This window comes from Singulisphaera photorubra (assembly GCF_045290345.1).
Lineage (GTDB): Bacteria > Planctomycetota > Planctomycetia > Isosphaerales > Isosphaeraceae > Singulisphaera.
Genome location: NZ_CP155447.1, coordinates 5,277,669 through 5,295,564 on the forward strand (window position 1 = coordinate 5,277,669; position 17,896 = coordinate 5,295,564).

The 17,896-nt window shown below is 62.4% G+C and carries 15 protein-coding genes; 5 read left to right on the top strand and 10 right to left on the bottom strand.

Annotated features, from left to right (window positions below; translation table 11 throughout):
* Positions 1 to 17 precede the first annotated feature (17 nt).
* The gene (locus V5E97_RS20015; protein ID WP_406701046.1) at positions 18 to 527 is read right to left on the bottom strand and encodes a UvrB/UvrC motif-containing protein; all 510 of its coding nucleotides are present in this window, start codon (positions 525 to 527) and stop codon (positions 18 to 20) included.
* A gap of 405 nt (positions 528 to 932) precedes the next feature.
* Between V5E97_RS20015 and trpE the strand changes: the two genes are divergently transcribed.
* Positions 933 to 2,438 (top strand): anthranilate synthase component I, encoded by a 1,506-nt coding sequence (gene trpE / locus V5E97_RS20020; RefSeq protein WP_406701047.1) that lies wholly within the window; start codon positions 933 to 935, stop codon positions 2,436 to 2,438.
* A 329-nt stretch (positions 2,439 to 2,767) separates the two neighbouring features.
* Positions 2,768 to 4,621 (top strand): RNA polymerase sigma factor, encoded by a 1,854-nt coding sequence (locus V5E97_RS20025; RefSeq protein ID WP_406701048.1) that lies wholly within the window; start codon positions 2,768 to 2,770, stop codon positions 4,619 to 4,621.
* 90 nt (positions 4,622 to 4,711) lie between these two features.
* On the opposite strand, the gene V5E97_RS20030 is transcribed toward V5E97_RS20025, so the two are convergent.
* Both V5E97_RS20030 and V5E97_RS20035 read right to left on the bottom strand, forming a co-directional pair.
* Entirely contained in the window at positions 4,712 to 5,695 is a 984-nt protein-coding gene (locus V5E97_RS20030; RefSeq protein ID WP_406701049.1) for a 1-phosphofructokinase family hexose kinase, read from the bottom strand.
* 76 nt (positions 5,696 to 5,771) lie between these two features.
* Entirely contained in the window at positions 5,772 to 6,518 is a 747-nt protein-coding gene (locus V5E97_RS20035; protein WP_406701050.1) for a class I SAM-dependent methyltransferase, read from the bottom strand.
* Between the two features lie 342 nt (positions 6,519 to 6,860).
* Between V5E97_RS20035 and V5E97_RS20040 the strand changes: the two genes are divergently transcribed.
* Together V5E97_RS20040 and V5E97_RS20045 are read left to right on the top strand one after the other, a co-directional pair.
* Positions 6,861 to 9,521, top strand: coding sequence for a fused MFS/spermidine synthase (locus V5E97_RS20040; protein ID WP_406701051.1), 2,661 nt, complete (start codon positions 6,861 to 6,863; stop codon positions 9,519 to 9,521).
* 52 nt (positions 9,522 to 9,573) lie between these two features.
* Positions 9,574 to 10,227, top strand: coding sequence for a TlpA family protein disulfide reductase (locus V5E97_RS20045; protein ID WP_406701052.1), 654 nt, complete (start codon positions 9,574 to 9,576; stop codon positions 10,225 to 10,227).
* Positions 10,228 to 10,464: 237 nt separating this feature from the next.
* Here the strand turns inward: V5E97_RS20045 and V5E97_RS20050 are convergent, their stop codons facing one another.
* From V5E97_RS20050 to V5E97_RS20080, 7 genes are read right to left on the bottom strand one after another with little or no spacing between them, the layout of a single operon-like run.
* On the bottom strand, positions 10,465 to 11,781 hold the full coding sequence (locus V5E97_RS20050) for a DUF58 domain-containing protein (protein ID WP_406701053.1): 1,317 nt from the start codon (positions 11,779 to 11,781) through the stop codon (positions 10,465 to 10,467).
* Complete coding sequence (locus V5E97_RS20055) at positions 11,778 to 12,839, bottom strand: AAA family ATPase (RefSeq protein WP_406701054.1); 1,062 nt, start codon at positions 12,837 to 12,839, stop codon at positions 11,778 to 11,780. Before V5E97_RS20055 ends, V5E97_RS20050 begins: the two co-directional genes overlap by 4 nt.
* A complete protein-coding gene (locus V5E97_RS20060; protein WP_406701055.1) occupies positions 12,832 to 14,025 on the bottom strand; it encodes a hypothetical protein in 1,194 nt (397 codons plus the stop codon). The genes V5E97_RS20055 and V5E97_RS20060 overlap by 8 nt, the downstream gene beginning before the upstream one ends.
* Positions 14,022 to 14,762 carry a DUF4129 domain-containing protein gene (locus tag V5E97_RS20065; protein WP_406701056.1) on the bottom strand — a complete coding sequence of 247 codons (741 nt, stop codon included), beginning with the start codon at positions 14,760 to 14,762 and terminating at the stop codon, positions 14,022 to 14,024. Before V5E97_RS20065 ends, V5E97_RS20060 begins: the two co-directional genes overlap by 4 nt.
* A complete protein-coding gene (locus tag V5E97_RS20070) occupies positions 14,756 to 15,535 on the bottom strand; it encodes a hypothetical protein (RefSeq protein WP_406701057.1) in 780 nt (259 codons plus the stop codon). The genes V5E97_RS20065 and V5E97_RS20070 overlap by 7 nt, the downstream gene beginning before the upstream one ends.
* 9 nt (positions 15,536 to 15,544) lie before the next feature.
* Positions 15,545 to 16,531, bottom strand: a complete 987-nt coding sequence (locus tag V5E97_RS20075; RefSeq protein WP_406701058.1) for a stage II sporulation protein M — start codon at positions 16,529 to 16,531, stop codon at positions 15,545 to 15,547.
* Between the two features lie 2 nt (positions 16,532 to 16,533).
* Complete coding sequence (locus V5E97_RS20080) at positions 16,534 to 17,325, bottom strand: RDD family protein (protein ID WP_406701059.1); 792 nt, start codon at positions 17,323 to 17,325, stop codon at positions 16,534 to 16,536.
* Between the two features lie 253 nt (positions 17,326 to 17,578).
* Between V5E97_RS20080 and V5E97_RS20085 the strand changes: the two genes are divergently transcribed.
* The gene (locus V5E97_RS20085; RefSeq protein WP_406701060.1) at positions 17,579 to 17,863 is read left to right on the top strand and encodes a hypothetical protein; all 285 of its coding nucleotides are present in this window, start codon (positions 17,579 to 17,581) and stop codon (positions 17,861 to 17,863) included.
* Positions 17,864 to 17,896: the final 33 nt, after the last annotated feature.

Below are 17,896 nucleotides of genomic sequence, written 5' to 3' on the forward strand. Positions count from 1 at the left end.
ATCCGACGAGCCGGTTCTCAACGTCCCTGTTCGTGCTCGATCGACTTGATCTTGTCGCGCACATGCGCCGCCGTCTCATAATCTTCGGCCGCGACCGCACGCTTCAAGTCGTTCCGCAATTGAATCAACGTCGTCTGCTGCTGACTATTCCGAGGCGCCCGCTTCGGGACCTTTCCCGAGTGTCGCGTCTCATCGTGGATATTCTCTAAAAGAGGCATCAACTCGTCGCGAAAGACCTCGTAATCGTATGGGCAACCGAGCCGGCCCGAGTTGCGGAACTCCAAGAACGTAATCTGGCAGATCGGACAAGCCTGTCGGTCGGCGGGGGACGATTCACGCGCCGATCCCGTTCCGCTGACGATCAGTTTCTTGGCCAGCTCACTCATCGGAGCCGGCTCCTGCGCTTCCTCGACCGGAGTCAGGTGCTGGCGCGCATGCTCGTCGCAGTAATGGTATTCGCGAGGCTTTCCCCGTTCGATGTCGGTGATGTGAAACGTGGCCGGTTTGGCACATTTCTGGCATTTCATCTCGCAATCTCCACCGACCCCGACCGGTTGCCGACGACCCTTGCCCCTGGTCCGCGGTCGATCGCCGCGGACCGGTTGCATTCGACTTCCGCAGACGCGGGGCTTCACTGAATCCTATTGTAATTCGGCCATGCGGGGTGTCAAGCAACCCACCCATCCGGGCGCGACCTTCGGCCGTGTTAATCGGTTACGCGTTAAATCTTGACATCAAAAGACTTTTGGACAAGGGGTGCGGCCCCCTCGAACTGCGCTGCTCGATCCGGGGCGACTTGCCTCCGGGCCCTTCGGCTGCTAAGATCAGAGGGCCTCGGCCAGCCCGGATCGGTGGCGGCCGGGATCGCGCGATCGAGCATCACGTTGAGGACTCGGGGCACGACAGACCGGTCCGGGCGAGTATCGAAGGTTATGGGCCCCCATCGTCCTTCTTTTGAAGAATTTTGTCGCTTGGCCGAGCAGGCGCCATGCGTTCCGGTCTACCGCCAACTGATGGGGGACGGCCTGACTCCGGTCTCGGCCTTCCATCGGATCGAGCGTTGCGCGCCCTCGTTTCTGTTCGAAAGCGTGATCGGCGGCGAGAAAGTCGGCCGGTACAGTTTCCTCGGAACCGAGCCGTACCTGACGTTTGAGGCACGCGGGACCGAGGTCACGATCACCGAGACCGCCACGCCCGAGAACCCGCTCCGACTCACTTCGGAAAATCCGTTCGAGAACCTCCAGAGCCTGGTCGAACGCTATCGAGCCGTGCAGCTTCCAGGTCTTCCGCGGTTCGCGGGAGGCGCCGTCGGCTATGCTGCTTACGACGCGGTTCGCTACACCGAGCGACTCCCCAACGGCCCGCCCGATGACCGCGGACTGCCCGACCTCTTGTTCGCCTTCTACAACCGGATGGTCCTCTTCGACCACATCCGTAAGACGATTCTGGTCGTCGCCCATGCCGATGTCGCCGCCGGTCCCAAGGGAGACCTCCGCGCCGCCTACGACCAGGCCTGCGCCCGGGTCGACGAGTTGGCCGCTCGGCTCGCCCAGCCGGGGCCGGAGTTGACGGTCCGCGATATCGAGACCGACGGCCCGATGCGGCTCACTCCCCGGTCGAACTTCACCCGCGAGGGGTACGAGCAAGTCGTCCGCCACTGCCAGGAATACATCAAGGCGGGCGACATTTTCCAGGTCGTACCCAGCCAGCGGTTTCAGCTCGAGACCACGGCCGCCCCCTTCGATATTTATCGCGTGCTTCGGGTCGTCAATCCGAGCCCTTTCTTGTTCTACCTCCCCTTCGGTGACTTTTGCCTGATCGGCAGCTCGCCGGAGATCCTCGTTCGCGTTGAGGATTCCACGGTCACGATTCGCCCCCTGGCCGGAACCCGCCGACGTGGTAAGGACGAGGCCGAGGATCAGGCCCTGGCCGAAGAGCTCGTGAACGACCCCAAGGAGCGGGCCGAACATATCATGCTCGTGGACCTGGGCCGGAACGACGTGGGCCGCGTGGCCGACTTCTCGACGGTTCAGTTGACCGACGTCATGAAGGTGGAACGCTACTCGCACGTCATGCACATCACGTCGAACGTGACCGGCCAGCTCAGTCCGGGCAAGACGGCGTTCGATGCACTCCGCGCCGGCTTGCCGGCTGGCACCGTCTCGGGCGCCCCCAAGGTTCGCGCCATGCAGATCATCGACGAAGTCGAACCGCAAAAGCGCGGGCCGTACGCCGGCGCGGTCGGCTACATCGACTTCACCGGTAATATGGACACCTGCATCGCGCTGCGAACCCTGGTTCTCCAAGGGACGACCGCCTACGTCCAGGCCGGTGGAGGCGTGGTCTACGACAGCGTCCCTTCCGACGAATACGAAGAGACGATCAACAAGGCGCGGGGCCTGCTCAAGGCGATCGAGATTGCCGAGACGCAGCTCTGATTCAACGGCCCCCCCTTATCGGCGAACGACCTCTGATCTGAACCACCCCAGCAACAGAGAGCAGCATGGACAGGGAGCTTGTTTAAGCTCCCTGTTTGCGTTTGGTGTGAGCAAAGCCAGGGAGCGCTCAGCTTTCTATTTCCTTCGTGGTACATCCGGCTGGCTCTGGCCTCGGACTTGATCGTGTTCGTTTTAGAGGATGGGCACGCGGGTCCGACGTCAGATCAATGGTCGGCTGCTCCCGCGAGAATTCGCAGAAAAAGTTGTATCCCTAGGCCCTGGTTCCCGCATTATGGGAAGACCTCTCGCGGGCAAAGGGATCCAACACTATGGCCAGCGCGCACGAAGGCGCAGTCCTGCACCAACTCGGCCGGCTCTTCGGTCGGGGGACGGTGGCAGGACTGTCGGAATGGCAACTCCTCAGCCGGTACCTCAACGATCGGGACGAAGTTGCCTTCGAAGCCCTCGTGGCTCGTCATGGGCCGATGGTCCTCGGAGTTTGTCGCCGGCTCCTCGTCGATCCGAACGACGTCGATGATGCCTTCCAGGCCACGTTCCTCGTCCTCGTTCGGCGGGCGAACTCGCTCGGTGAACGCGACGCGATCGGCCACTGGCTCTACGGGGTCGCACATCGCGTGGCGTTACGAGCACGGTCCGAAGCAGCGCGACGCCGGTGGCGTGAGCCCAATCTGATGACTGCCCCCGTGGCACCCGAAACGGACACGACCACGTTTGAGCTTGGGCCGGTCCTCGACGACGAGCTCAGCCGCCTGCCCGCAAAGTACCGCGCACCGATCGTGCTCTGCCACCTCGAAGGATTCACCCACGAAGAGGCGGCCAACCAACTTCAATGGCCCCTGGGCACGGTCAAGGGCCGGCTCGTCCGGGCTCGCGAACTCTTGAAGACAAGGCTCGTCCGGCGTGGCCTCAGCCTCACCGTGGCACTCGCGGCCACAACGCTGTCTCGCAAGTCGTTGGCCGTCGTCCCCGAAACCCTCCGTTCGACTACGGTGGCGACGGCCATGCAAGTGGCGGCCGGCCCAATCACTGCCGGGATGGTCTCGGCGTCGGTGGCCGCTCTGCTGAAAGGGGTGCTTACAACGATGTTCTTGACCAAACTGAGAACAGCGACCGCGGCGCTGTTGATCCTGGGCTTGATGGCGGGAAGCGTCGGCGTGGTCGCGCAACAGTCAAACGACCCTCCAGAGACTGAATCGGCTTCCTTGATTGGCGAAGCGCCCCAGGAAAGCGTGATCGGCAGCGCAACCACCCCACCCCTCAGCCCCCAACCCAATGCGACTGAGCCGCGGAAAACCGGAACGGCAAAGCCCTCCCATGGTAAGTCCCAGAGCCGACTGGCCAATCTGATCTTTCAAGACGCGATCAGATCGTATGGCAAGGAAGACCCCACTGGCTTGAAGCTCAACAATCTCGTCCGGTGGTCGAAAGAAATTTTGAACGACTCGGACCGAACGCCAGCCCAGCAGATCGAAGCCCTCACGGACCATCTCACCCGGATCCGCGCGCTCAGGGAAATCGTGATCCGGCTCGAGTCAGGCCCAGCGAGCCAGATCCTGCCCCTCCAAATGGAGTTCTACCTCCTGGAGGCCAACCAGATGTTGGCCCGGGCGAAGGCGGGCTCGGAAGAAGACTTACCCAGCAGACGGACCGGACCAAATCGATCGGATCAAGATGCCAGGTCGAAAGCCCTCCTCGAAAAGCTCGAGGAACCGGTTGATATGATTTTCAGCAATGAAACGCCTCTCGAGGACGTGCTGAAGTACATCAACTCCGCATTAGCGGGTCCCAAGGGTAAGGCAATCCCGATCTACGTTGACCCGGCCGGGCTTCAGGAAGCCGAAAGGACAACGACCTCATCGATCACCATGGACCTGCAGGGAGTCCCTTTGAAGACCACCCTCACCCTCCTGCTTCGTCAGCTCGGCCTGGCATACAAGGTCAAGGAGGGAGTGCTCATCATTTCCAACGAGAACGCTCAGGACAACCTACTCACCGAACTGGAGAGGAAGGCGGAACGAGGTGAGATCACTCCCGAGGAAACCATGGAACTCATGGAGAGACTCAAGACTCTGAATGAAATCAAGAAGCTCAGGGCAGAGGGGTGGAAACTCGACCAGGAGCACCTGAAGTCGCAACCAGCCAAAGGGGGCGGCTTCCGATGACCTCGGCTCTGGGCCGGGATGCAAACTCGCTTGGAATTTCAAGCATCCCGGCCTCATCGAGACGAATTGAGAACGCGTGTGAGGCTCGACTCAATCCAGAAGGGTGATCTCCACCGCTTCTCCCTGACGCTTCACTTCCTCGGGGTCAATGGCCCCAGCATCCCAGACGAGCGCATTGGCCACGGCGGAACCGATCGCATGGCGGATCGTCGCCTCGGGATCGAGTCCCGACAGCCAGGCGTCGGCCAAACCTGCCAGGAGGCAGTCCCCCGAGCCGATCGGGTTGACTGCGTCAATGGCGGGAGGGGTTGCGCGGAAAATCTTGTTGCGGTGCCGGATCAGGACGGGACCTGAGCCGTCTGTGACGAGACCGTAACGAACCCCGTGCCGCGACCAACTCTCGAGCATTCCGAGCACGTCGGCATCGGTGACGGACGGCTTGCGGAGATGGATCGCCGCCTCGCGCCGGTTCAGCTGGATGACTTCGGGCCAGAAACCCCAGATCGCGTCGAGGGCCGGTCCGTAAGTGTCGAGGAAGACCGGAATCCGCCGCGAGCGGGCCAGGGCGATCAAGTCGCTGTAGAGGCCGTGGGTGACCGGCGACGGGCTGGATCCCGAGAGAGTCAGAGCGGTCACGGTCCCCTCGGCCAGCGCCCCTTCGACGCGATGAAACAGGGCCTCGGCCTCGGTCGTCGTGACGGCCGGATCGGGGTCGAAGAAAGCGGTCTGGAGTGGGGAGTTCTCGGTCCGCACCGTCAGGATGACGCGGGTGAGCGCCTCGGTGGGGGTAATCAGCGGGTCGAGGCCATCGTCGCGCTGGAGCAAGGCCGCGCAGTGGTCGCCGACCGGCCCTCCCAAGAACGTGACCGGGCGGGCCGTTCGGCCCAGGCGCGTGAGAGCGCGGGCCACGTTGTTCCCCTTGCCGCCGACCACCTCGCGCACGGATTGTCCGCGCACCGAGTCGCCGGGATGCCAGGCGGGGACGGTCAAGGTCTTATCGAGGCAAGGGTTCAGAGTGACACTGAGAATCATGGAGCGACCGGTTCGATGGGTAGCGGCTGGAAGTGGATTCACGATGCTATTCTCTTCGGATCGCCGCGAAGAGCAACCTCTTCGTCTTCGGAAAAGGACCGTGATGATCCCGATGTGGCTAATCGGCGTCGATTGGGCGGCGGGCGATCGCCAATAATGACGTTCCCAGGGGCCAGCGTACGATCCTGCCCAGGGCGTGTTCGCCCAGGCTCAGGAGGGTGAGTGCCCCGTTGAGCGGGGCCGGAGGCACGGGAACCGCATAGTCGGCCGTCCCATCGCCCCCACCCGGCTTCGCCGGGGCCAGCCAGCGCCTGGCCAGCAGTGGAGCGACCGTCCAGAAGAAGAAGAAGCGGACAGTCTCGACCTCGAAGCCCGAAGCGGCGAGCACCGTGCGCAGGCCCCCCGGGTCGTAGCGCCGATAATGCTCATTGGCGACGTCGTGTTGACTCCAGAGCCAACTGAGGGCGGGGACCGTCAGCACCAGGTGCCCCCCCGGCCGTAAGGCTGAGCGGGCCGCCCGAAGGGCCTCGCCGTCATCGCCGATGTGCTCGAGGACATCAAGCATCAGGAGCAGGTCGTAGTCACTGGCCCCTTGGAATCGGTGATCGAGCGAGCCGACCCGGATCCGAGACCGCCATCGCGGGTCGTTCACCAGGCTGGCGTCCGGTTCCAGACCATCGACCGCGCCGAACCGTTCAAGTTGCTCGAAGAAGAGGCCGTCGCCACAGCCAACGTCGAGGATTCGCTCCCGTGGTGACCTACTGTGCAGCCGCTTGATCCACCCGAGCAAGTACGCTTCACGCGAACGCCACCACCAATGGCGATCCCAGAGCGTTCGATAGCATCGGGCATAATCCGGTTGCACGTGTCGGGCCTGCCTGCCTTGGCGATCGCGACGGGATCGGCACTCGTTCCGCAACGGATCTGGTACCGGGACGGGTGCCGGGGATGCTAGCCGACTGCCTCGGTCCGGTCAAACCCAAGCTCGAAGGAGACCAACGAGCCTGCTCCTCCTCAAACAACGCTCACTTCCCAAGAAGGAGTGACCGACCAGAGTCCTCGCCTCAATCCAGCCCCCAGATCCGGACGAGCGGATGGGTCCGGAGCCGTGGGAGTAACTGGTTGTCGGCCTTCTTCCCGTTGGATATCGTGGACCTGCCTTGTATTTACAACGAGTCGGACTGTTGTCTCCAGGAGTTGCCCCCGCATGATGGGCCTCGTCGTTCGATTACTGCCCTACCTCCTCTCGTTCCTCAGCAGTCTCTGCATCATGATCCTGGAGCTGGTGGCCAGCCGGCTCGTGGCGACTCATGTCGGGGCCTCGCTCAGCGTCTGGACGAGCGTGATCGGCATCATGCTCGGTGGAATCTGCCTGGGGAACGTCCTGGGAGGGCGCCTGGCGGACCGAGTCGAACCTTCTCGAGCCGTTGGCCCCTTATACGCGCTCGGGGCGTTCCTGACGTTGAGCTGCCTCTGGATGAATGCCGTGGTCGGATTGACCCCCGGCCTCGAATCCATGCCGTGGAACCTCCGGACCGTCGTGGTGGTCACGCTTGACTTCCTGATCCCGGCCACCGTCCTCGGGATGATCGGACCGGTCGTCGCCAAGATGGCCGTCGAGCAGTCGAGAAAAGCCGGGAGTGCAATTGGCGACGTCTACTTCTTCGGTGCAGTAGGTTCCATCGTCGGAACGTTTCTCGCCGGCTTCATCCTGATGTATCTGGCGCCCATCTCCACGATCGTCACGATCGTGGCGGCGGTACTCGCGTTGCTGGCGGCCGCCTTGATCGGTACGCCGGTTGGAACAATCGTCGGCCTGCTGACCGCCGCTCTGCTCGGGCTTGGGTCGATCGCTCCCCTGGTCCGAATGATTCCGGTTCAAGGGGTCACGCTCGGCTCGATCCCGATCAACCCGCTGGCCCTGGGAGGGCACGTGCTCTCGATCGCGCTGGCGATCATTGGGGTCCGCCGGCTCCTGGAAGCGAGGCGATTGAGCGCGGTGGAGGCGGCGACCGATGTCGTCGGCCCGGTCGGACACTCCGACAAGACAACACTGACCGACCTGGCGATCCTCTCCTTCGTGGCCAGCCTGGCGTTCATGTCGCTCGAAATGGTGGCGGGCCGGTTGGTCACGCGACACCTCGGGTCGAGCATTTACGGCTGGACGAGCATCATCGGCGTTCTGTTGGGCGGATTGAGCCTGGGCAACCTGCTCGGTGGCAAGATCGCCGACTATATCCAGCGGGAAAAGCAGGCGAGCTGGCTCTTCATGGTGGCCTCGATGCTGACGCTAAGCATCCTGCTCCTGGAAACGCCTCCGCAATGGTTCGCCCGCATTTGGATGGACGGGGAGAGCAAAGCGATTCTGAGTCTGCCGATCTCGGTCAGCAAGTTGCCCCTGCCCCGCGGCGAGCTTTACCTGCAATGGCCCGCCCGGGTCTTGCTCGCGGTCTTTGCCGTGTTCTTCCTCCCTTCCGTGGCGATGGGAACGGTCAGCCCGGTCGTCGCCAAGCTCGCCGTCGAGCGACTTCGTGGCAGCAAACGGACCGGTACGGCGATTGGCCAGGTCTACGCTTGGGGGATGGTGGGGAGCATCCTCGGAACCTTCCTGACCGGGTTCGTCCTGATCGACACGTTGGGAAGCAAGGGAGTCCTCCTCATCCTCGCGGCGGCACTCGCGTTCGCGGCCACGTCGTTGGGGTCGGTCTGGCACGCTGCCTGGGCCGGAATTCCACTCGGGCTCTGCGTGATTGCGTTCATCCCCGCCCCTTGGTTCCAGAAACAGGGACTTCAGTGGGGCATCCGCGAGGAGAGCGGCAACCCGGCTACAACCGAGGACGCAATCGCCTGGGTCGACGAGAGCGACTACTACTATATCAAGGTGACCAACGAACCCGTTGCCGAGGGGCAGAAGCGCACACTCGTCCTCGATAACCTGATCCACGGTTACTTCATCCTCGACCACCCCGAACGGCTCGATTACGACTACGAGCACATCTACGCCCTGGTCGCCCATCGCCTGGCACAGGCCAAGAAGCTCGAAGATGAGGCCGCCAAGTCAAAGTCGGCTCCGCTCAACAATCTCTTTCTGGGAGGCGGCGCCTACACCTTCCAGCGCTACATGCAGCACACCTATCCCGGGGCCGAAGTCGACGTCGCCGAAATCGACCCCGCCGTCACTTACGCCAACCACAAGGCGTTAGGCCTCCCGGAAAAAACGACGATCAATACCTCCTGGGGCGATGCCCGCCAGTTCGTCGAACGCAATCAGAACAGCAAGCAATATGATCTCATCTTCGGCGACGCCTTCAATGATTTCTCCGTTCCCTGGCACCTGACGACCAAGCAGTTCAATGATAAGATCGCCAAGATGATGTCCCCGAACGGCATCTACATGATCAACATCATCGACGCGTACAAGTCAGATGAGACCGCCAAGGAAGTCGCACGCACCAAGATTGCGGACGAGGACATCACCGACGCGAAGGCCAAATCCCAGGTGGAACGCGAAGAACGGGAACAGGCCCTCAAATATGGTGGATTCCTCGGGGCCTGGGTGAAAACCGCCAAGCTCACCTTTCCCCATGTTTATATTTTCGGCACCGACAACACGCCCGGTTCGGGACTCCGAGAGACGTTCGTCGTGGTCGCCTCGAAGCAGCCGCTCGAGAATCTCATCAAGGATCTCGGCAGCAAAGATGACGATCCCAAATTCTTCCAGAACGACGAGCTCTTTGAGCCCAAGCCGTTCGGGGAAGACGACCAAAAGCAGGTTGAGGTCCGCTCACGGGGAATTGTTCTGACGGACGACTACGCCCCCGTCGAAAACCTGCTTGCCCCGGTCGCCGCCACGCGTGGCGACGATTGACCGAGGTAGGGAAAACAGAAAACACATTCCAGGACTTGCGGTCGATCGCACTATGACCATGAACGAAGCCAAGCGGACCTCTACCCAGACATGGCTGATCGTGGCAACGTGCCTGGCGACGGCCTGGATCGTTTTTCTGCTCCTCTTCGGCCCCCGATCGGGCAACGGCGGAGACTTGCCGGTGCCCGAACTCAAGGCTCCGATCCCACCCGGCGTGGCGGAGTATGGTTGGGGCCTCCGCGATCTTGCGGGGGCTCCCGTCCCCTTGCGTCAATATCAGGGGAAAACCATCTTTTTGAATCTCTGGGCAACCTGGTGCGCCCCTTGCGTCGCCGAACTCCCCGCGATTGCCAACCTGGCCAGCAATCCCCGGCTCAAGGATGTGGCCTTTCTCTGCGTCTCGACGGATGAGTCACCCGAAGCGGTCCGCTCGTTCTTGAAAGGTAAGAACTGGCCCCTGACCATCCTGATGGCGAGCGACGCTCCGCCTATATTCACAACTGCCGGGATTCCAGCCACCTTCGTGATCGCCCCAGACGGGCAGGTCGTCGTCTCCGAGATCGGATCGGCGCAGTGGGACGACCCATCCGTGGTTGACTTCTTGGAGCGCCTGTCCCAAAAAGGGGCAGGGTCTGTTGAAGCCTCGAAGAATCAGGCCGATGAAATCCGACCCGCGCAAAGTGCAACCAGCAGTTCGCCGGAATGAATTCCAACGAACCGATTCCGCCTCGCAATCCTCCACATCGTGTTCGCGCGGGCAGTTTCCGACGTCGTTTAACCGGAGCGGCAGAAGGATTCAGAAGTCCTTGTGCCGAAGCGGGATCGAAGGACGCGAGAGGAGACTTCCTTCCTAGCAGAGACAAGTTCTCAACGGAACAGACTCTCACCCCTTCGCATATCGATCTTAATTTTGCGAATCTTGATGATGGGGTCGGCCTTCATTTCAGAGTAAGTGGCGGGCTTTGATCTGAAGGTATTGATTGATCAAAGGGGCCGTCAACTCGTTAGGGAAGAGGTCGAGTGTCATGACGCCACGGGTTCTCAGCGAAGAGAGTGCACGCTCTCGCCAGTTGAGCAAGGCGGCCGCGGCGGCTCCTTGGTAGAGGCCGATTCCCTGGTTCGGGGCATTATCGGCGAGCGCAAAGATGTCGTGGTCGCGAAGAAAGACACCCAGCGGCAGATGACGCCCCACAACGTTGGCGAGATGATCGCCAATGATCTGCGCATTCACATCGTCGAAGAGGTTCGACATCAGGACGACGAGTGATCGCTTGCGACAACGCTTCTCGAGTTCGACGAACACGCGGTCGTACCGGGACTCAACCAACTCGGGAAAAATGTTGTGCACACTGTGAACCAGCCGCTTGACTCGCTTGGCCCCTCCGTTCGGGGGAACATACGCGAGCACGCGGTCGGAGAACGCGAGCAAGCCCACCTGGTCTCCCCGGATCAGGGCGATATGCGCCAACATGAGCATTGAGTTCAGCGCGTGATCCAGTGGGGAGAGCCCCTGCCCCGTATCGCCGGCCATCATCCGCCCGCAGTCAATGAGAAAGATCAGGCGCTGGCTCTGATTGACCTGGTGGGCGCGTACCGTGAGCTTGCGCCGCCGCGCGGTGGCCCGCCAGTCCATATGCCTCGGCTCATCCCCCTCGGTGTAATCGCGAAGTCGCTCGAATTCGTTGTCGGTCCCCAGCCGTCGAGTGCGGCGCACGCCCATCGTGCTGAGCTTATCGCGACGGGCAAGCACGGTGTAGCGACCGATCTGACGAATATCGGGATAGACTCGAACGACGGTCTCCACGGGCCAGGAGACAGCGCGTTGCCAGAACCCGAGCCGGCTCGAGACCAAGGCATCGACGCGTTGAAATAAATAGGTCCCTCTTCGCTTGGGGATGATCGTATATAGAATCGTGGCCTGCCCGCGAGCCGGGACGCTCACGGCGAAGTCGGCCGGCTCGGCGCTGAAGAATTCAGGCACATCATCGCGGGCTCGAAAGATCCGACCCAGCCGACCGAGGTTCATCAGGTTCAGCTCAACCTGCTGCGCCTCGCCCAGCGAACTGACCGTCCCACAGCGTCGTTCGGCACGGAACGCCCCGGCACCAATCAGCGTGGCCAGGTCGATCACTGCGACGAGGCCAACGACGAGATCGAGCGCAAGGACCGCCGGCCCGAGGGTGTCGGAGACGAACAACCCAAGAGAAAGCAGTGCGGGCAACAGGAGAGCAAAGGCCAGCGCGCGACCGGGCCAGATCATCGGAGAGGGACCTCCACCGAGCGGATCAGTTCGGTGAGCAACTCGTCCGCGCCCTGGCCCTCGACTTCGGCCTCGGGAGTCAGCATCACCCGATGCCTGAGCGCGGGCAGGATCACCTCCTGAACGTCGTCAGGAAGGGCAAAGTCTCGTCCTTCGAGCGCCGCGATCGCACGAGCGCCGCGGAGGATCGCAACACCGGCCCTCGGCGACGCGCCGAGGGCGAACGTCGGCCACTCGCGTGTTTTTCGGACCAGCGAGGCGATGTAACTGAGGACGCGTTCATCGACGAGGACCGCTGCGCAGTGTTGCTGCATCGCGAGGATCTCGGCGGGTCCGGTCACCGTTTCGAGGTCCTGGCTCAGCGCCACGTCGGGTCCGAGACCACGCGTGTGCAATCGGAGGATGTTCGTTTCCTCATCCATGTTCGGGTACTCGGCGACGAGCTTGAACAGAAAGCGGTCGAGTTGGGCTTCGGGAAGGTTATACGTCCCTTCCGACTCGATCGGGTTTTGCGTCGCCATGACGAGGAACGGTGGTTCGATCGCGTGCGCAACGCCATCAATTGTGACGCGAGTCTCCTGCATGATTTCCAGAAGCGCCGAGTGGGTTTTCGCCGGCGCGCGATTGATCTCGTCCGCCAGCAGCAACTGGGTGAAGACGGGGCCGGGACGAAACCGGAAATCGTGGATCCGCTCGTCATAGACGGGAGAGCCGGTCACGTCGGAAGGCATCAGGTCCGGAGTAAACTGGATCCGGTTGAACGCACATCCGAGGACCCGTCCCAGCGCACGCACCAATAGAGTCTTGCCAAGGCCGGGAACGCTCTCGATCAGGACGTGCCCCTCGGCCAGGAGCGCCGTGACGACCCCGCGAACGAGCGTATCCTGACCGATGAAGACCTTGTTGATCTCAGACCCGATCCGCCTCGACCACGCCGCCACAGGGCCGGCGTCGGGCTTGGACGTCAGCTCCGATTCCGGCGGGTCAAAGGGGGCCGAGGACGTCAGTTCCTCAGGGTATCGGATCTCGGACTCGGTGGGAGAATCAAAGTCATTCATGCGTGAGTGACCCGGGTTGAAGTGGTTTCTCGGTCGAGTCGACCGACGCAGGAGGCAAGGGCGAAGCCGGGATTGGTCCGACCCGCGTCTGGTTCGAGGGATAGCGCCAGCGACGATATGTTTCCAGCAAGGCCCGCGCATCGGACACTTGCCCGGTTCGGGCTAACAGCGAGCCGATCGCTTCGGGATGGGCGACCGGTCGGTCTTCACCGGAGGACGGTTCCGGCCGGGGCCGTCCCAGCCGAGGCGCACGCGCCAGGCAGGCCGCCAGCCCGAGGATCAAGAGCTGAGCCACCACCCAGCCGAACGGCCGGATCTTCAGGAGCGAGAAGACTGACGGCGAAGTCGGGGCGTCATTGAGAAGATATCGGCCCTCGACAAACGCTACGTTGAGCGGCTCTTCACCCACCCATTGCACGGTGTACATCGCCAAGGGGCGACGCGCCGGGTTGAGCAACGCTCCATTCAAGAGAAACGAACCATTGGCTGCGACCAGGACACGACTGTCATTGAACAAGGTCCAATCAATCACGAGGGGTTTCCCATCCCCTTCGAGCAAGACGGTTTCCGCCTCGACCTTAAGCGTCTCGTGCCGCGGCAACTTCGCCTTGACCGGGTCAATACCGAGGCTCCAGAAACCATCGAGCGTCTTGCAGGTCGTCGGATCTTGAGACGTGGAAACGGCGAACCATTCCTCCGGCCGAGCGATTTCCTTGGGCCTGGTCTCCTCCTTCGTGCCCTGCTGCGCGGCCTCCTTTTGCAGTTTCTCGGCAAACGCCCGGAAAGCCTGATCCCCCCCCTTGGGAACCTGGTCGAGAGCTTCCTGCCTGTACTCAGCCAGCGCGTCGTAGTCGCGCGCCACGTAGATCATCTGCCGCTCACCGATCTGGCTCAACCACTGGAAAAACCAATCGCCTTCCTTTTTCTCGGGCGGCCCCGGGTAGGGGGCGATCCTGACGATCACATCGGCCCATTCGGCCAATTCATCGGAGAGCCGGACGGCGGTCCGAACCGAATGCCCTTGAGCTTTGAAAAGTTGGACCAGGGTTCCCGTTCCGTTGATACTTTTATCACGGGCCCGTCCATAAGTCGTATCCACATCTCGAGTCCCGCATCCGGAAACGGTGAGGACCGCAACCGTCAGGAGGAGCGTCGATCTCGTCCCTACCCAGGACCGCCTGTTCATGAGCCCGGTCCCGCGGCAACGAGCCGCTCAAAGTCTTCGGCCATGGTCCAGACCCCGTTGAAGGCCTCGGCCGACGGGCTCTGATGACCGTAGTAGACCAACTCGAATTGGCGGAGCGTTGCGTCGACCGGCTCCCGATAGCGGGGATCGTCGATCGCACGGACAAGTTGCCGACCCGTCCGCCCGGGTCTGAGACGGACCACTCGGAGGCGATGAAGCGTCAGAAGTTGATGAGCGAACAGGCAGACGATCGCGTGCTCGTAGTCCCCACTCTCGCGCCAGCGAACCGCCTCGGCCCAGGGATCGTCCGTCTCCGGGCGAACGCCGGCGGGTAGGCCCTCGATCCGACCGGCCTTTGCGACCGAGATCCGACCAGGCTCAGTATCGCCCTCACTCGGCCGATACCGGCGCCAAAGCTCCGCGAGAACGACAAGTAGAACTGAGAATGCCAGGATGGCCATCCCGATGATCAGAAGTTCGCCAATTGGGAGGCTCCCGAACCGGAGTCGGCCGAGCTTGCCGAGCCAGCCGAACCAGCGCTCGAACCAGTCTGAGGAGGGTGACCGCGGCGGCCAGAGCGGTATGACCGTATCGGTTATTGCGTTGTACCAGGGATATCCACCTCGCGCCAGTGCGGCGCGCACCGCCAGATCAGGTTCGGTGCCCGGCTCCGAAGCCGGATCTGAATCCACGGCGCCGGTGACTCCAAGAATGAGCCAGAACGTCAGGCTCACCATCGTTTCGCATCCTCCAAGATGCGTCCCACCGAACGGAGACGGAGTTCCACTTCCCAACCTTCCAGTCGGATCCGCTGATCGATGTAGTTGAAGAATCGGGCAATGCCGAAGAATTCGATCGCCACCCAGATCGCCAGGTGAAACCGCGGCCCGACCAGGTCGTTCCAGGTCGGTTCCCAGGTCAGTTCACTGCTGAAGAGGGCCTGCATCAACGCCCCGGACCCCGCCCAGAAGGCAAGCACGAACAGGGTCCCGAAGAAGAACTGGGCCAGCGACTGGCCGAGTAATTCGCCGCCCCGCGGTTCGCAGAGCACCGTACTGCGCCGAAGGACATTCCGCCATCGTCCGCGTTCGAGCAGGATCACCTCGTTCAAGAAGCTCAACCGGAGGGGAATGAACAGCGCGAGGGCAAAGGTGATCAGCAGAAGTCCACGGAGCATGAACTGGAGGAGGAACATCAAGGCAAAGGACTGCATCATCGTTTTGACGATACGCCTGACTGAGGGAGGTTCCCCGAACATCAGACCGCCCAGCACGATCGTCAGCGGAGCGGTGGCCCAGGGAATCTCGAGCAGAAGCAAGAACAGGTAGACGATCGCGGGAAGGTTGTGCTCCTGGGTGAGCCAGGCGTTGAGGATCGCGAACGGAACCGCCCCCGCGATCGCGGCCAGCCCGACCGTGAGCGGCCGGCGCCGGAGCACGACCAGGGCCAGGTCGAGGATCTCGAGAAACGAGCGTTCCCGGATTTGTACCAAGGTCTGATCGTAGGCCAACCTTCCCCCCTACCGTGACTCGGGTTTCGCGACAGGACTTCGCCCCCCTAGGGCGAGATAGGCGGCGAGCAGGCCCGCCGAGATCAAGGCGATCGACGCCTTGGCGGAATAGGGAAGAGCCGACGCCGAGACATAACCCTCGAGAAAAGCCGCCAGCAGGAAGAGGACGACCGCCACCCCCACCGTGGGAAGCGCACGCCGAGCCTCGCGACGCAACGAGCCAAGCCGGGTCTGCCCCTGCGTATCGATCAGACCAAAGCCGAGCCGAAGCCCCGCCGCCCCGGAGAAGACGATCGCCATCAACTCGAACGGCGCGTGCGCTGTCACGAACGTATAAAAATTCGAGGCGCTGGGGGTGGTCGCCATGTGGCCGAAGATCGTACCGAGAATGGCCCCGTTCGAGACCAGCTCGTACAGGCTTCCCAGGCCAAACAAGAGGCCATACGCGAAACACTGGAGGCCAATCGTGGTGTTATGCTGAATATAATATCCAGCCATCATCGTATCGTTGCGGCTGAGCCCATCTTTTCGATCGGCCCCCATCGGTTCAGCATACGACTGCTCCATCATCTCAATCATCGGCTCGCCGACCAACGTCAAGGCAAAGCCAGGACGCCCGGCCCCCAGGAGCGCGCAGAGCAGAAAGCTTCCGAAGAAAACGAGTGCCGCAATCCGAAGTGCCGGATCGGTGCGGAGCTGGCGCGGAGCCGTTCCGAACAGGGCGTCGGCCCAGTCGACAAATCGAAACCCTTGCGCCCGATAGACCGCGTTGTGCGCTCGTCCGACCAGGGCGTGAAGATAGGCCACCATATCGCGGGGCAAATCGTGCGTTTCCGCCAGCATCAGGTCGGTGCACGCGGCACGGTAGAGTTCTCCCAGCCGGACAATCTGCGCGGCGCGGGCGGCAGGAGGCTGTCGGCGGGTGAGGCCGTCGAGCAGAGTATCCAACTCCCGCCACGAGGCCTCACGCTGAGCCAAACGATCAGCGACCCGCATCGTCACTCTCCCACGAACACGCGATGATAGAAGGCGCAGACGACGACATCGGCCGGAACGTTCTCGGGCAACCCGTACCGAACGCTGAGCGGCCGCGCCAGATGTTGGGCCATCTCTTCGCGCCGGGCTCGAGGCAAACGCGCGCGATGATTGACGTAGTCCGAGAGTGCTCTGGCCAACTCCGGCCCGGCCTCGACACGCAGAGGGAGCCAGGGCAACAGCGCGGTCACCGCCGGCTCCTCGACACGCACCAGGCCGACCCGCGATCGACGCTGCTCGACCACCACCATGGTTCCGGCGGCCAGGTCACCCAGGCGCTGGAACTTCCGGGTCAGGAGCATGCTCGTCAGTCCCGTCAGGAGCAGCAGGCTCGTCAGGTCGGGTCGAATGAGGTAAGGGACCGTGCCGTCGAGCGAGCCCACCAGGTTGCGGAGAACCGCCTGAGCCCCGGAGATGGGTACGCCACGTTCCGAGACCACGCGCAGTCTGAGCATCCGCTTGCCCAGGGTCTGGCCATTGAAAACGGCTTCACAAAAACCGCGGTATCCCCACATCAACACAAAGTAGGCCACCAAGATCGGGCCGATCCCCGACTTCGATCCGAGTGACAGGACGAGGAGTGTTAGTGCGATGAGGACGACCGCGGCGAGTACCAGGATGAGGTCGATGAGATACGCGACGTACCGGCGAAATGGCCCCGCCAGCGGGTACTGGAAAACGATCCGTTCCGGCGTCACTAGCCGGACCGTCGTGTCCAAGGGAGCTTCGGACCGTTTGAGAGAGGCCGTAGCCATCGGAAGCGCGCCCATTTGAAGTCCAAAGGGCCACACACTCCACGGCACCGGCCCGGCTGCATCAAGGTCTTGAGAAATGCTACCCAAGCCACTGTGGTTCCGCAACGACTTGCTCACTCTTCGCGCGAGAGTGCATTCGACGTTGCACGCAACGCTCGTGACGAGGTATGACTTGCGTCGGCCCGAGCTAGGCCACAGGCTGACACTGGGCACTGATCCAGACGGTCAAAACGTACTTGCGAGGACCACTCTCATGGAATGCATTGCCGTGATCGCCTGCTCCGCAGGCTTGATCTTCGCAAGGCTCGCGATGGCGCAGGACCTGAACCCGTTCTTGTGGGGTTTCCTGGGCGTCGCTGTCTACACCGCGGCACCGGGCTACATGATCTGGAGAGGGGCGGGCTGGATGGACGCGGCCTGGGTCTGGCTCAGCTCGTTCGTGGGGCTCTTTCTTCTCTTTATCGCTCAGTCCGTCGCCGCAGCGATCAAGCGGCAACGCAGTCGCGCGCCGGTCAAGAAGCGTCGGACCGGGCGTTGATCTCGATGACTGCTGATTCGTAAGGTGCGTCGG

Coding starts and splice junctions, on each gene's coding strand:
- V5E97_RS20015 (WP_406701046.1), bottom strand. CDS start 527: ATGAAATGCCAGAAATGTGCCAAACCGGCCACGTTTCACATCACCGAC.
- trpE (WP_406701047.1), top strand. CDS start 933: ATGGGCCCCCATCGTCCTTCTTTTGAAGAATTTTGTCGCTTGGCCGAG.
- V5E97_RS20025 (WP_406701048.1), top strand. CDS start 2,768: ATGGCCAGCGCGCACGAAGGCGCAGTCCTGCACCAACTCGGCCGGCTC.
- V5E97_RS20040 (WP_406701051.1), top strand. CDS start 6,861: ATGATGGGCCTCGTCGTTCGATTACTGCCCTACCTCCTCTCGTTCCTC.
- V5E97_RS20045 (WP_406701052.1), top strand. CDS start 9,574: ATGACCATGAACGAAGCCAAGCGGACCTCTACCCAGACATGGCTGATC.
- V5E97_RS20050 (WP_406701053.1), bottom strand. CDS start 11,781: ATGATCTGGCCCGGTCGCGCGCTGGCCTTTGCTCTCCTGTTGCCCGCA.
- V5E97_RS20055 (WP_406701054.1), bottom strand. CDS start 12,839: ATGAATGACTTTGATTCTCCCACCGAGTCCGAGATCCGATACCCTGAG.
- V5E97_RS20060 (WP_406701055.1), bottom strand. CDS start 14,025: ATGAACAGGCGGTCCTGGGTAGGGACGAGATCGACGCTCCTCCTGACG.
- V5E97_RS20065 (WP_406701056.1), bottom strand. CDS start 14,762: ATGGTGAGCCTGACGTTCTGGCTCATTCTTGGAGTCACCGGCGCCGTG.
- V5E97_RS20075 (WP_406701058.1), bottom strand. CDS start 16,531: ATGCGGGTCGCTGATCGTTTGGCTCAGCGTGAGGCCTCGTGGCGGGAG.
- V5E97_RS20080 (WP_406701059.1), bottom strand. CDS start 17,325: ATGGCTACGGCCTCTCTCAAACGGTCCGAAGCTCCCTTGGACACGACG.
- V5E97_RS20085 (WP_406701060.1), top strand. CDS start 17,579: ATGGAATGCATTGCCGTGATCGCCTGCTCCGCAGGCTTGATCTTCGCA.